Origin of the sequence: Roseiconus lacunae (genome assembly GCF_008312935.1) — a bacterium.
GTDB classification, from domain to species: domain Bacteria; phylum Planctomycetota; class Planctomycetia; order Pirellulales; family Pirellulaceae; genus Stieleria; species Stieleria lacunae.
Window position 1 is genome coordinate 593,239 of record NZ_VSZO01000053.1, and the last position, 13,889, is coordinate 607,127.

The following is a 13,889-nucleotide window of genomic DNA, read 5'->3' on the forward strand; positions in this document are numbered from 1 at the left end:
GATGAACCGTACGGAAAGCGATTGTCTGAGCTCGCGAGCCTTGGGCTCCGTCGACAACGCCAGCTGAATGCAAGGCGAGCTACGGCGAGCGTCATTGGCAGACGAGCCAGGCGGAATCCGTTTTCGAATCGGTTTTAATGCCGTTGCAATAACCGCACATTGTCTGCCGAATAGGCCGACCTCGTGTGCATCGAGCATCCAGACATAGTTGATTCGTTTTTCATGTTTGTTCTAGGACGCACTTTTATCGGGGACCGTTAATGAGAGTCGATACATTTAATCGCCGAGCAGGATTCACGCTTGTCGAGTTATTGGTCGTGATTGCGATCATCGGAATTTTGGTAGGACTGTTGCTTCCCGCCGTTCAAGCGGCGCGCGAGGCAGCCCGCAGGATGAGTTGCAGCAACAATTTCAAACAGCTTGGCCTTGCGCTGCACAACTACCATTCCGCGTACAAAATGCTGCCCAAACATATGGGTGGTACGTTTCAAAAGGTGGGTAGTACCGCGGTTAATCGGAGTCCAGGGCCGACGCCCCAAGCTGCATCGGGAACAAACCGAAATGAGCTCAGTGGCTTGGTTGGCCTGACAGCTTATTTTGAGCAGCAGGGGCTATGGGACATGATTAGTAACGTGTTCGAAGTCCAATCCGGAACCAATTCGGGGACCTATTTTGCCGCGATGGGGCCAGACACAAACATGATTCTCTCCAATCATGCGGCCAACCAATATGACCCTTGGATGACCGAGATCCCAATGCTCCGCTGTCCGTCCGATCCGGGGGCCGGCTTGCCGGCGTCAGGCCGAACGAACTATGCGTTTTGTCTCGGTGACGCGCCGCGACAAACCAACGTCGGGCCAGAGAATCAGCTTGGTGTCATCAACACAGCCCGTTCAGAGCGAACGCAAGCATCCTGCCGAGGCGTGTTTGTTCCTCGTCGGTTTGTCAAGTTTCGCGATGTACTCGATGGATTGTCCAACTCGATCATGATGGGAGAAATCAAGACGGATCTTGGCGATCGAGATATCCGAACGTTCATCGCCCGTAGCGGAGGGAATCTTCGCATCAACCCGGATTTCGCTAGCTCGATGATCGACCCAGAACGTCCACGCTATTGGCTTCCCGGAACCGCGGAAGCGTCCGCTCGCGCCGACAATCGTCGCGGTTACAAATGGGCCTCTGGTCGCGCCGCTTACACCGGATTCCATACGATACTTCCGCCGAACCGTCAATGCGCATCACACCAGAACGGTGACTTGTCTGCCGAATCCGTTTTGACAGCGTCCAGCAATCACCAAGGTGGCGTTCATGTTCTGTTTACAGACGGTGCGGTTGTGTTCATGACCGATTCCATCGAAGCCGGACAAAGCAATCATGCTACCGTACGGATCGCCGGAACTTCAGCCGAACCTACACATTCAACCGTGCCGGGTTCACAGAGTCCTTTCGGTTTGTGGGGAGCCTTGGGAACGCGTGCAAGTCGCGAAGTGATCGACGAAAGTTTCTAGTGTCTGATGACATCTGCGGTTTAGACAAGCCGAATAGCACTAGCCACGGTTTTCATGCAATCACCGGGGCAAACGCCTGACGGCTGATCGGCCGAACCCAAACGTTGGGTCTCAATGGAGCACTCGTCGAATGTCTTCGGTTGCTTGAGAACCATAAGAAAAGCCCAGTGGAATCCGAGATGGCTTCCCTGGGCTTCTCTATTGAACTCGCGCGGCATCCGATCGAAGTGATCTTCGCCTTTCCGAAAATGCCATACTCAGTTCTCACCACCGTCGTGCGGCGACGACATATGCTTGGCGATATAGGCGGGCTCGCCAATGCGTTCGAGAAGATCCAGTTGCAACTCCAGCCAACCGATGTGTTCTTCTTCATCGATTGCGATGTCTTCAAACAAGCGTTTGGTTCCGATATCGGAATCCTCCGACGCCTGATGAGCTGCCTTGGTGTAAAACTTCACCGCTTGTTGCTCGTCTGCAAGATCGGTTTCGAAAAGTTCTTTTAGCGACTTCGCCCGTTGCGGCGGTTGATCGAATTCCATCTTTGGGTCGCCCTTGAGGAACATGATCCGCTCAAGAAATCTATCGGAATGCCCAAGTTCCTCCCTCATTTCATCCTTCATCTGCAGAGCGAGCAAGTCGAGCCCCCAGTCGTTGAGGACACTGGCATGCAACTGATATTGGTGAGAAGCGGTCAGTTCCATCGCCAACCCTTTTTGCAGGTTTTCTAAAGATCGTGCCGATGCCATCTTCGATTCTCCTTTGAGATGTAATTGATGCTGCGCTCGTTGCAGCGGTTCTACAAAATTGTATGTCGACTGTTTCAGTGATTGTGCCCGCTCCAATTCACGGATCGTCGGGTATTCGATCGCGACGTTTCTGTCCGCCCGCACAAAAGTTGTCCGAAGGACACGGGGTATCCAATAATTGTCGACACCTTGTGAAATGACGAGGTGTTGTCGCAGACCGACAGTTCGAACGACAGTTGCCGATTCAGCTTTCAGCTGGAAGGAACCGTCCTTCGATGCAATCCATCAGCCCTTGCAAATGTGGCTCGGCGATCTGGTAATAGACTCTTCGCCCTTCGCGTTCGCTGACCAAAAAACCGCAACGTTGTAGCAATCGGAGATGGTCCGACGCGACGTTGTCCTGGATCTCGCAATCGGCGGCCAATTCGCCAACGGTGTAGCGGCCGAACAGCAATAGCTGCACGATCCGCAAGCGAACCGGATGCGCTAGTGTTTTCAAGCACTCCGCCGCCTGTGCAAAATCACGAACCGTTCCACGCGGCTTACTTGCTTTCGCATCGTTTTTCTTGCTTTTTGTTGCCATCGTTGCCTCGTTTCTTTTACTATATCTTAATATATCGGAATGTCGCGATATGTCAATGGGTTTTGTGCCCGGTTCCTGCGTAGACAGCGGACGCGACCGGGACGGATGCGACCGGGATACGAGAAACGCACGGCGAACTTGACGTGTCAGCGTCGCCAGGGCCGGGAACCACCGGGCCAATGGCTAGCGACTGGAGAACAGACATTGCCCTGCGTTGGTTTCTTGATCCCTTATTCGTCCTAGCTTGTGTTTCTGAATCAACCGCGCTCGTGATGAGCTCGTGATGATCCGCAGCGATGCATGTATCGTTGGTACTTGGTTCCGATTCGATTGAAGGACTAGCGCGGATTGGCGTCAGCCGCGGTTTCCGTGCGATCACCGGGGCTGACACCCGTCGGCTGATGAGTCGAACCCGAGCATAGGGTCGAGCCGGAGCATTAGCGTGCTTCCCGTTCCTCGAAACGCTTCTTTTCATCAAGCAGACGCTGGACAACTTCGGGGCGTTCTGCCGCGATATCGACGGTTTCACCGAGATCGTTAATCAGGTCATAAAGTTGAGGCTGATCGAGCACCGTTCTCGGTTGACGACGTCGGGAAATCGGATCGGCAGGAGGGACAATGGTCGTGTGAATTTTGTATCGGCCGGATCGGAATGCGGTCGTGTGGTATGCCCAGGAACTTCTGGGGCTTGGCTGTCCATCGAGCAATGTTGGGGATAGGTCTTTCGAATCGTATCCGGGCTTTTTGCTCGGTTGGTCACCTCCGACGAGATTCGCGAACGTCGCATACAGATCCAAATTCGCAGCAATCCCGTCAATGGTCGCCGGTCGAATTGTCTCGGGCCACGAAAAAATTGCTGGAACTCGCAATCCGCCTTCCCACGTTGTGCCTTTTTCACCGCGCAGCGGGGCCGCGGTACCTCCGTGAGGGCCGAACACTGTCCAGGGGCCGTTGTCGCTGGTGAAGACCACTAACGTCTTTTCACGTAGGTTGAGCGCGGCGAGTGTCTTCATCAATTCACCGACAGACCAGTCAATCTCTTCGACAACGTCACCAAACCGACCGCCCGCACTTTTTCCTTGAAATTCTGGAGAGGCGAACACGGGTGCGTGCGGCATATTGTGGGCAAGATAGACAAAGAAAGGTTCGTCGCGATGGCTCTGAATCCACCGAATGGATTCGGCGGTGTAGCGCTGGGTGAACAACTCTTGGTTTGCCGGAAACTCGATCACCTCGCGGCCTCGAATCAGTGGAACCGGGAAAGTGTACTTATCGCACCGATCAAATAAATCACGCGTTTGCTTTTGTCCCTTTGGTGCGGGGACGTCATTGCTGCCGGGGGTCCCAAGATGATCGTCAAATCCACATTCGAGCGGATGCATCGGGTGCTGGGTGAAGTCTTTCGGATAGCCGGCTAAGTGCCATTTTCCAAACATCGCGGTCGCATAACCCGCCCGTTTGAACATCGCGGGGAGCAACGCCTGCGGGTCATCGCGAAGTCCATCCACACGGTTGGGGATGAAGTTGGGATGGCGTCCGCTCATCAGTCCTTTACGGCTGGGGACACAGTAGGATCCAGATGAGTAGAAACTAGTCCAGCGCTGCCCAGAAGAGGCCAAACGATCCAGATGCGGAGTTTTGATCTTCGCGTTGCCGTAGCAACCCAAGTCGCCATATCCAAGGTCGTCGACAAAGATCAACACCACATTTGGACGTAGTGGTTCGGCCCAGAGGTTCGTTGCGGTGGGCCCGTCGCAAGCGAATCCAATCATCAGCATCGTTGTCAAAAGCAGCAATCGCATTTTTGTCCCCCGTCATGAGATGCCCGATAAAAACGGTCGCATTGTAGACGATTCGTCGGGACCATTCGCGGTGACCCAAGAAGGGATTCAAGCCGCGCGATCGATTACACCTGAGGTCTTAGCGGCAACGACGGATCCGCGAAAGAATGTTTTTAGGCGTCGAGCATCGCGACGGTCGTCCAAACGAAGCACGACGTGATCGTGTCTGCGTATGGCTCGCGTTCTACTTCCGATCGCACCACCTCAGATCGTTGAGGAGAGACCTGAGGTGGGAAGACGGGGAGCGCTTACCAGCGTAGGCCGAATTGCTCGCCACCGGTTTCACGGTTGTTGCCGCCCTTTAGCGGGCCGGCGTGTTGCGGTTTGACCGCGACGTCGCGCTGCGGCTCGTCCACTTCTTCGACAACCGGCTTGCTGTCTTCGGCGGGCGTGTTAGCAGCCTTCATTGACAAGCCGATTTTTTGCGAAGCACGATCGAACGACAAAACCTTGACATCGACTTCCTGTCCTTCGCTGACGAACGCGTCGACTTTGGAAACACGATGGTTTGCCAGTTCGCTGACGTGTACCAAACCCTCGATCCCTGGTGCGAGGCGGACGAAGCAGCCGAAGGAAGCAATTCGAGTGATCGTACCTTTGTGAACGCTTCCGAGTGCGTATTCTGCTTCGGCGGCATCCCAAGGATTCTCGAGCATGTCCCGGTAGGAAAGGCTGAGCTTACCGGTTTCTTTATCGACGGAATCAATTTTGACTTTGACTTTCTGGCCGACCTCCAGCACTTCACCGGGATGTTTGATACGGTCCCAGCTTAGTTTGCTGACGTGCACCAGTCCTTCGAGTGCACCGAGGTCGACGAATGCGCCGAAGTCCTTGATTGTCCTTACGACACCTTCGACAACATCACCGGGTTCGATCTTCTGGAGTTGCTCGGCGCGTTTGGCCTCGCGTTCTCGTTCCAAGATCGCACGTCGGCTGATCACCAAATTACCACGCCGTTCGTTTGCTTCGGTCACTAGGCAAACGAACTTCTGATCGACAAACTCGCTGGCATCCTCCACCCGGTATTCGGCGATCTGGCTGATCGGCATGAACGCGCGAACGCCACCGACCTTGCACTCCAAGCCACCGGTGTTGTGTCCCGTGACGACGGCTTCGATAACGGCGCCTTCTTCCAAGTCGCTCCAGTCGGCGACATCGATCGTTGACCCCGGAAGCGAACACATGTAAAGGCCATCTTGCCGACTGAAACCACGGACCAGGACTTCGATCGAAGATCCGATTTGTGGTTCCGCTTCGGTGAATTGTTCGAACGGCACGACGCCTTCGTCGGGGCCGCCGAGCGAAAGGTAGACGCTATCTTGATGAATCTTCAAAACCTGTGCCGATATCCGCGAGCCATCGGCCAGCGGTTCTTTGCGGTCAGGCATTCCGGCGCTGCCGCCCAGCATCGCGTCGACATCGGCGGACGCCAGTTCGGCTTCGAATTCGGCCAGTAAGTCGTCGGAGAGTTCACCGCGTACCGATGGCACGTCAACCCGTGACGGTTTCTTAGCCACCGAAGCAGCCGGTGACTGCCCCTCTTTCTCACCGTGCAGTCGTGGCCGCGGCGCCTTTTTCTTTTTTCCAGCCTTGGCCGATTTTGCTTCCGCTTTTTCGAGTTGTTCCGTCGAAACCGAAGGCGACGCGGGCTTGGCGACGCCCAGGCCGCGGGCGGCCAATGGTCCCGCTCCGGCAGGCTGGGGCGGTTTCGAGGCTGGCTTCGGCGTCGATTCCGTGGTGGCGGGCGCGTCGGAAGACGTCTGGCCCGCAGAATTGTCTTGGGCCGCGGAACTTTCTGCCGACGAAACGGCGGGGTCGCTGACGGATTCTGGTGCCTCGGTGGATTGGGCACCCGGTTGAGATTCGTTACTCATCAATGAGCTGGCGATTTGGACGTGGGAAAGGACCGCGAGACGGACTCGCTGAAGGTAGAGATGCTTGGTCGATCGCAGAACGCGACCTCCCGGCTTTGGTTGGCCCCGTCTGGCTTTGGTTGGCCCCGTAGTCTAGCAACCGAAAGCCAATCTCGGTAGTCTGCGCCCGATTTCGCAGAACCCTACATCCCGAACAGAATATCGGCCCCTGCTGATTCGCCACATTCTTTCCGAGAGTTTCGCTCGATGCCCGAGTTTTCCGATTTTGCCCATTCACTCCGCGACTCCTTCTCGATGGAACTGGTTTCAGCAATTGAGTCTGCTCCGGTACCGTCGCTTGGTGAAGGAACGATTCACAAACCTCTTCTCCCGCTCCTTTCGGTCGGCGTCGGAGATCATTTAATTGATGTTGCCGCATCCCGACAAATGGAATGCATGAGCGGATTGTGGCTAGTCGCCGGTGACATTCACCGCAGCCATTCGATCAGCCAGGACTTGCCCAGTCGTGAGGGCAGCTTCTTGCACGGCATCATGCACCGCCGTGAAGGTGACTACGGCAATAGTAAGTACTGGTTTCGCAAAGTCGGCCAGCATCCGACCTTAGAACAAATCGAAATCGAAACGGGAGGACGCTATTGTGACCCTTATGACTTCATCGATCACTGCGAACAGGCAGCTCGGTCCGGCCGCAAGGAGCAGATCCAAGCTTGCGAAGAAGACCAGTGGATCGAATGGCAATCGCTGATGCTGTGGCTGTGCGGATAGTGCTTAGTCAACATCTGCGATCACGAGTAGCCGGATGGCGTTAGCCGCGATTACCGTCCATTCACCAGGGCGAACGCGCGACGAATGACCGACCACTCTTTAGCGAAGTTGCAAGAAACTGCCGTCGGTTTAACTCGATCCGCTAGAAAAGAAATCAACGCCAAAGATGACCAAACGCAGCGTTTTGAAGGGGGGCCGTCCGTCTTCGTCTTTTTCGCGTTACGTCTTAAAGCCTGTTGATTTTCTATCGTTGCCCTTCACTCCTTGAAGTTAGCGTTCTCTTCCGTGGGTATTGCGGAGTGGAAGGCAACTTTGTGACAGATCAACTCTGAAAATCAACAGGTCGCTATGAATTGCTGACCGAGCGAAACGGATCTACTTCAGCGACCGTACTTTTCCAACTTGATGTTGTCGTAGTCGACTTCACCAGTCGCGCCGAATAGTCCTATTCGCAAGATCGCTTCGTGGGTGGTGAGAGGGACACGCAACAATCGACTGTGGGAACGCCAATCGCGTGTACCGCGGAATGGTCCCAGCCAAAACGTCCCCAAATCTTTTCGGATTTCGTCATAGAACGTGATTGCAATTGCGGGCATCCCATCGCTGGTTGGACCTTTCTCGATTCCTTCAGTTCGCACCGAACCACTCAAGCGAATTTGAGACACTTCGCTCCCGTCGATCGCGATGCCTTGCAAAAGGTGTGAATTGCGTCCCGGCGTTTCGTTGTGGAACCGCACGTAGCGTTCTCCGGAAGGGGCGGGGTCACTACTATGCCCTTTGATTAACGTGACTTGGCGACCGTAGTACCAACCGGGGACGACATCATCGGAGTCGAGTTGGTCGCCTTCGGGGACAAGTTCGAAGTCACCGTTGATTGCGACTGGGTTGGTCGCATCGGGTTTGACTTGTCGCCCATCCTCAGCCTCGCCGGTCATCGGTACGAACAGCGTCGGACGCAACGCCTCACGGACCAGTTTGCCGTCTTTTTTAATTAGCCGATACAAAGTTTGTTGATAGCGCTCACCCACAGGGATGACCATCACCCCGCCTTCACGGAGTTGGTCGACCAGTGGTTGAGGCACCGATTCCGGGCTGCACGTGACAATGATCTTGTCGAACGGTGCCGCATCAGGCCACCCTAGAAAGCCATCCCCGACGCGCGTGGAAACATTTTCATAATCCAATCGTGCGAGCGTATCGGCGGCGCGCTCACCCAGTTCTCGGACGATTTCGATCGAGTAGACATGCTCGACCAAAGGGCTCAAAACCGCCGCTTGATAGCCGCTGCCGGTACCGATTTCCAAGACCTTGTCACTAGGTTCGGGGCTGAGAGCTTCGGTCATTAACCCGACAATGAAAGGGCTGCTGATCGTTTGGGAGTACCCAATCGGTAGCGCCATGTCGTAATACGCGCGGTTGAGTTGACTGCGGGGCACAAACTCATGTCGCGGAGTTTCGCGAAGGGCGTCTAAGACACGGGTGTCTTCCACGCCGGCGGTCGCCACGCGTTCGGCGACCAAGCGTTCACGAGCTTGTTGGTAGGGATCGGTCGCCATCGTGGTTGCGGCAAAGATGGCGAGCAGCAAGATCGATTGGCAATACAGGGGCATGACAACGGCGTTGGTAACGTAAGCGAATCACAGGTCGATCGGGAAGCGATGCGCACTGTAGTGACGGGCCACATTAACGGGGCACACGAATCGATCGGGTCGCAAGGAATGTAGCGATATGTTCGGAAAGCACATCGTCGCCTCCCCAGGTATCTTCCATTATAGCTGTCAGATGGAAGCCGGCATCAAGTTGGCCACCAATCAGGTCGGTTAGGGTGTGGCCAAAATCGATCGGGCGTTCTGGTCCGATCGTGCGATCGCGTTCGTCGTCCGGTAAATCCAAATCGCTGTAGGGGATCTGGAAACGCACCGTTAGTTTACGATCGTCGCGTGCCGTTTCGTCGAACAAGTAGTTCACCGGCTGAATCAGTCCGGCGATCATCACCCCGCCGTCTCTGAGCACACGAGCCGTCTCGTGCCAAATCGGCCGCACGTCGGGTGCAAAATTGACCGAACAGGGGTTGATAACCATGTCGAACGAGGCATCGTCGAAGTGCCCCAAGTCAGCCATGTCGCAACGCGTGGTCTGCAGATCGAGATCGTGTTCGTCTGCCATCCGCTGGTCGATTTCGAGTTGCCCTTCACTGATATCGACCACGGTCACCGAGGCCCCCGCGGCAGCCAAGATTGGACCTTGATGCCCGCCGCCGGCAGCTAACGCTAGGATTCGCCGCCCCCGAATATCCCCTAGCCAGTCTTGAGGAATCTGCTTGCAGGCGGTCAGGCGGATCGAAAACTCGCCAGCCTTTGCCTGCACGATTTGGTCGGCTGGTGCGGGGGTGAACCAGCGATGCCGGCTGCGAGCAATGTTGTCCCAAGCTCGCCGATTGAAATCGGTCGCGTCCAACGCTTCAAGCCTCTTGTCAAAGTGATCCGTCGCGGATTGTGATCGGTTGCGCATTCGTGGCGCAAATCTAATACAATGGAGGCCCCTCAGCGAGATGCCCACGATTCAATCGACATCGGCACAGAGATCTCGCCACCCCCCTCCCTTTCTGTTCGCTGCACTGGAAGAGACACGATGCTCAGTCTGACTGGCCGCGGTTCATCACAAACTTGCAATGGGGTTCGCCGTCGCGATTTTTTACAAGTCGGAGCGTTGGGAGCTTTCGGCGTCGGCTTGCCTCAGTTTTTGGCGGCGGCCGAGCGAGGCGTCGTCGACCCGGATAAAGATCGCCGCTCATGCATTATGATTTTCAATCTCGGCGCCCCCAGCCAACTCGATACCTTCGACATGAAACCGGAGGCCCCGTCGGAAGTTCGCGGGCCATTCAAGGCGATCTCCACCAAAGGCGACTTTCAGGTCTCGGAGATTCTACCGAAGCACGCCGAGATCGCCGATAAGTTTTCCGTCATCCGATCTTGCTACCACACCGCCGCTGCCGTTCACGATGCCGGCTGGCAGATGTTGCAAACGGGCCGTCAATTCACCGGGGGCGTCAACTATCCACACGCCGGCGCGGTGTTGCAATACATGCGGGGACGACGAACCGACTTGCCCGCTCACGTCGTCCTGCCCGAGACAATGGGACGTGGCGGAGGAAACTTGCCCAACGGTCAAGCCGGTGGGTTTCTTGGCAAAACCTACGATCCGTTCGCGTTGATGGCCGATCCCAGCAAACCGGATTTTAAGGTTCCCGACTTGCTGCCGCCCCCAGACCTGGGTGACGTCCGCATCGATCGTCGTCGTCGCATGCGTGAAGCGATCGAAGGTCGCATGGCACAGCTGGAAACGACGGAGTCCGCTAAGATGCTCGACAAGAACTTCGAAGCGGCTTACCGGTTGATGAACAGCCCTCAAGCTCGCGAAGCGTTCGATCTGTCCAAGGAACCGCAAAGTGTCCGCGAACGGTACGGAATGAATCGCTTCGGTCAGTGTTGCTTGTTGTCACGAAGATTGATCGAAGCCGGCGTCCGCTTTGTGACCATCAACACATTCCTGACCGTCTTCAACGAAGTTACTTGGGACATTCACGGCAGCAAGCCGTTCACAACGATCGAAGGAATGAAGAATATTGTCGCACCGATGTACGACCAAGGTTATGCGGCATTGGTCAGTGACTTGGACGAACGTGGAATGCTTGACGACACGATGGTTTGCGGTCTGGCCGAGTTTGGACGGACGCCAAAAGTCAATCCGGCTGGCGGACGTGATCATTGGCCACAATGTTTCTCGACCACCTTCGCCGGAGGAGGCGTTCAAGGAGGACGCGCGATCGGTGCCAGTGACCCGATCGGCGCGGTCCCCGCAGACCGTCCGACGCAGCCTGGTGAAATCATCGCCAGCGTGTTTCATTCGTTGGGATTAGACCTGCACGCGGAAATCCCCGGTCCCGGCGGTCGCCCCTTTCCTCTCGTCGATTTCGGCGTTCGCGAAGTCAGAGAACTGTTCAGTTAGGAATTTATCGATGCGCTTCAGTCGAACCTGTCAATCTCAAGTCTCCGGTGCAGTTTGTCGGACGGATAAAATCGTGGCCGCCGCGGTTGCTTGGGTAGCGATACTGCTTTGGCAACCGTACATAATCGCGGAGCAGCCTCAATACCGCGTCTTACCGGCCAGGATCGTGCTTGACGGTAGCGATAGCGTTCAGCGATTCAGCGTCGTCGAAGTCCGTCGCGGTCAAGCGTCTGCGCGGGTGGTCGATCCGTCTTTAAAGATTGACATCGATGACGATTCCATCGCGATGATCAATGATCGACAGGTACGCGCAATCAGCAACGGCGCGACAACCCTGCGGTGTTCGGTCGGGGACGAAACGATCGAGGTACCGGTCGTCGTTCAAAACGCCGATTCCCCCTATCAACAGAGCTTCCGCAATGACGTCCAATCGGTGCTCGCCAAAGCCGGCTGTAGCATGGGCGCCTGTCACGGCGCACTGGCCGGCAAAGGTGGATTCCGGTTGTCGCTTCGCGGATACGATCCGGCACACGACTATAACACGATCACACGTGAAGCTCGCGGTCGCCGAATCGAGTTGGCCGATCCCGGGCGAAGCTTGCTGTTGGCGAAGCCGACCGGCGCGTTGCCGCACAAAGGCGGGATCAAGCTAGAAACCGGATCGAGGCACTATCGCATCCTCGCCGACTGGATCGCACAGGGCGCGAAGGGACCGGCCGACACTGACGCGCGGTTGCAAAAGATCACGGTGATGCCTGAAGTTGCGACGTTGGCCCCGGGGGATCAGTCGCAGGTCTTGGTGCAAGCCCACTACGACGACGGACGAGTCGTCGATGTCACGCACCTGTCAAAGTTTTCGGCGACAGACGAATCCGTCGCTCGTGTCGACAACGAGGGACTCGCAACGGTCGTCGGAAGCGGTGAGGCTGCCGTCCTGGTTTGGTTCGGAAGCAAAGTTGTCTTGGCCCGAATGGTGGTCCCGTACCAGTTTCAAATCGCTGATAGCGTTTACGCGGCATCCGCAAAACGCAACTTCATCGATGAAGAAAACCTCAACCAACTCCGCAAATTGAATTTGGCACCGTCACCTCGTTGCGACGACACGGTTTTCCTCCGCCGATCGACATTGGACACCATCGGCCGTCTGCCGACGCCGGCGGAACGCGATCGTTTCTTTAGCGATCCACCCCAGACCCGGCGTGATCTTTGGATCGAACGATTACTTGCCAGTGAAGATTTTGTGTCCTACTGGACGTACAGATGGTCGGACATGTTGCTGATCAATGGGACCCGACTTCGCCCGGTGGCGGTGAAGACGTACTACCAGTGGGTGCGCGATCGTGTTCGAAAGAACCAACCGTGGGATGAATTTGTTCGCGAGATTCTGACCGCGACCGGCAGAAGCGATGAAAACGGTGCGACGAATTTTTACGCGTTGCATCAATCGCCCGAAGACATGACCGAGAACGCTTGCCAGGCGTTTCTTGGGTTGTCGATTGGGTGCGCTAAGTGCCACAACCATCCATTAGAAAAATGGACTAATGATCAATACTATGCCATGGCAAATCTGTTTGCCCGAGTTCGCGCGAAGGGATGGGGAGGCGACGGCCGAAACGGTGATGGCATCCGCACGCTCTTTGTCTCTGCGGCTGGCGATCTAATCCAGCCCAATCGCGGGCGACCCCAAGCTCCGGCACCGCTCGATTCTCCGCCGATCGAGATCGACGATCCGTCTGACCGGCGACTGGTGCTCGCCGATTGGATGACGTCACCTGACAATCCGTATTTCGCCAGGTCAATCAGTAACCGATTGTGGGCTAACTTCTTCGGCCGTGGCTTAGTCGAAGAAGTCGATGACTTAAGATTGAGCAATCCCGCTTCAAACGAGCCACTGTTGAAAAAGCTTGCCGACCATCTGGTCGCGATCAATTTCGATCTCAAGCAACAGATGCGACTGATGTTGCAAAGCGAAACGTATCAGCGCAGTAGCATCGCATTGCCAGAAAATAAGCCAGAGTCGAAGTACCACAGCCGTTATTATCCGAGACGATTGATGGCAGAAGTCCTACTCGATTCGATCGACCAGGTGGTTGGTACTTCGTCGCAATTCACTGAGATCGCGTTTCCAGGTGCCGATAAACAGAAAACTGATTTCTACTCAACGGGTACCAAAGCGATCGAGCTGTATGATTCGGCGGTCAATTCATACTTTCTGAAAACCTTTGGACGCAATCCGCGAGAGATCACTTGCGAATGCGAACGGAGCGAAGAACAGAGCATGGTGCAGGTCTTGCACCTTTCCAACGGTGACACGCTAAATCCCAAACTGGCGATGGAAAATAACGTCATCGGAAACGCGATCGACAACGATCTTTCCGGACGTGAATTCGTGCGGATGATGTTCTTACGTGCTTTCGCTAGAGAGCCGAATGAGCAAGAAAGTCGTCGTCTATTGGCGATCTTGGCTGAATACGAAACCGATCGTCGCACCGGCCTGGAAGACGCCACGTGGAGCATCCTGACGAGCGCTGAATTCACGTTTAACTACTAAGACGCCTCATCTT

The 13,889-nt window shown here is 55.7% G+C and carries 10 protein-coding genes; 4 read left to right on the forward strand and 6 right to left on the reverse strand.

The features are described from left to right. Positions 1 to 260 precede the first annotated feature (260 nt). Entirely contained in the window at positions 261 to 1,508 is a 1,248-nt protein-coding gene (locus tag FYC48_RS25145) for a DUF1559 domain-containing protein (protein ID WP_149499536.1), read from the forward strand. A 257-nt stretch (positions 1,509 to 1,765) separates the two neighbouring features. Here FYC48_RS25145 and FYC48_RS25150 read toward each other — a convergent pair whose 3' ends face one another. The 4 genes from FYC48_RS25150 to FYC48_RS25165 all read right to left on the reverse strand — a co-directional run bounded on the left by FYC48_RS25150 (position 1,766) and on the right by FYC48_RS25165 (position 6,552). Further along, positions 1,766 to 2,254 (reverse strand): bacterioferritin, encoded by a 489-nt coding sequence (locus FYC48_RS25150; RefSeq protein WP_149499537.1) that lies wholly within the window; start codon positions 2,252 to 2,254, stop codon positions 1,766 to 1,768. A gap of 244 nt (positions 2,255 to 2,498) precedes the next feature. Beyond that, positions 2,499 to 2,837 (reverse strand): ArsR/SmtB family transcription factor, encoded by a 339-nt coding sequence (locus tag FYC48_RS25155; RefSeq protein ID WP_149499538.1) that lies wholly within the window; start codon positions 2,835 to 2,837, stop codon positions 2,499 to 2,501. A 437-nt stretch (positions 2,838 to 3,274) separates the two neighbouring features. Further along, the gene (locus FYC48_RS25160; RefSeq protein WP_149499539.1) at positions 3,275 to 4,639 is read right to left on the reverse strand and encodes a sulfatase-like hydrolase/transferase; all 1,365 of its coding nucleotides are present in this window, start codon (positions 4,637 to 4,639) and stop codon (positions 3,275 to 3,277) included. A gap of 287 nt (positions 4,640 to 4,926) precedes the next feature. Continuing rightward, positions 4,927 to 6,552, reverse strand: a complete 1,626-nt coding sequence (locus tag FYC48_RS25165) for a 30S ribosomal protein S1 (protein WP_149499540.1) — start codon at positions 6,550 to 6,552, stop codon at positions 4,927 to 4,929. Between the two features lie 246 nt (positions 6,553 to 6,798). Here FYC48_RS25165 and FYC48_RS25170 point away from each other — a divergent pair, with 246 nt between their 5' ends. Next, positions 6,799 to 7,317: a hypothetical protein gene (locus FYC48_RS25170; RefSeq protein WP_149499541.1), complete on the forward strand. Its 519-nt coding sequence runs from the start codon at positions 6,799 to 6,801 to the stop codon at positions 7,315 to 7,317. A gap of 380 nt (positions 7,318 to 7,697) precedes the next feature. Here FYC48_RS25170 and FYC48_RS25175 read toward each other — a convergent pair whose 3' ends face one another. Then, on the reverse strand, positions 7,698 to 8,927 hold the full coding sequence (locus FYC48_RS25175; protein WP_149499542.1) for a protein-L-isoaspartate(D-aspartate) O-methyltransferase: 1,230 nt from the start codon (positions 8,925 to 8,927) through the stop codon (positions 7,698 to 7,700). Between the two features lie 73 nt (positions 8,928 to 9,000). Further along, positions 9,001 to 9,828: a class I SAM-dependent methyltransferase gene (locus FYC48_RS25180; protein WP_149499543.1), complete on the reverse strand. Its 828-nt coding sequence runs from the start codon at positions 9,826 to 9,828 to the stop codon at positions 9,001 to 9,003. 120 nt (positions 9,829 to 9,948) lie between these two features. On the opposite strand from FYC48_RS25180, the gene FYC48_RS25185 reads away from it, so the two are divergent. Both FYC48_RS25185 and FYC48_RS25190 read left to right on the forward strand, forming a co-directional pair. Then, positions 9,949 to 11,325, forward strand: coding sequence for a DUF1501 domain-containing protein (locus FYC48_RS25185; RefSeq protein WP_149499544.1), 1,377 nt, complete (start codon positions 9,949 to 9,951; stop codon positions 11,323 to 11,325). A 73-nt stretch (positions 11,326 to 11,398) separates the two neighbouring features. Beyond that, a complete protein-coding gene (locus FYC48_RS25190; RefSeq protein WP_235034416.1) occupies positions 11,399 to 13,876 on the forward strand; it encodes a DUF1549 domain-containing protein in 2,478 nt (825 codons plus the stop codon). Positions 13,877 to 13,889: the final 13 nt, after the last annotated feature.

What these genes read in the sequence shown, in the direction of transcription:
- FYC48_RS25145 (WP_149499536.1), top strand. Translation starts at nt 261, where the DNA reads ATGAGAGTCGATACATTTAATCGCCGAGCAGGATTCACGCTTGTCGAG.
- FYC48_RS25150 (WP_149499537.1), bottom strand. Translation starts at nt 2,254, where the DNA reads ATGGCATCGGCACGATCTTTAGAAAACCTGCAAAAAGGGTTGGCGATG.
- FYC48_RS25155 (WP_149499538.1), bottom strand. Translation starts at nt 2,837, where the DNA reads ATGGCAACAAAAAGCAAGAAAAACGATGCGAAAGCAAGTAAGCCGCGT.
- FYC48_RS25160 (WP_149499539.1), bottom strand. Translation starts at nt 4,639, where the DNA reads ATGCGATTGCTGCTTTTGACAACGATGCTGATGATTGGATTCGCTTGC.
- FYC48_RS25165 (WP_149499540.1), bottom strand. Translation starts at nt 6,552, where the DNA reads ATGAGTAACGAATCTCAACCGGGTGCCCAATCCACCGAGGCACCAGAA.
- FYC48_RS25170 (WP_149499541.1), top strand. Translation starts at nt 6,799, where the DNA reads ATGCCCGAGTTTTCCGATTTTGCCCATTCACTCCGCGACTCCTTCTCG.
- FYC48_RS25175 (WP_149499542.1), bottom strand. Translation starts at nt 8,927, where the DNA reads ATGCCCCTGTATTGCCAATCGATCTTGCTGCTCGCCATCTTTGCCGCA.
- FYC48_RS25180 (WP_149499543.1), bottom strand. Translation starts at nt 9,828, where the DNA reads ATGCGCAACCGATCACAATCCGCGACGGATCACTTTGACAAGAGGCTT.
- FYC48_RS25185 (WP_149499544.1), top strand. Translation starts at nt 9,949, where the DNA reads ATGCTCAGTCTGACTGGCCGCGGTTCATCACAAACTTGCAATGGGGTT.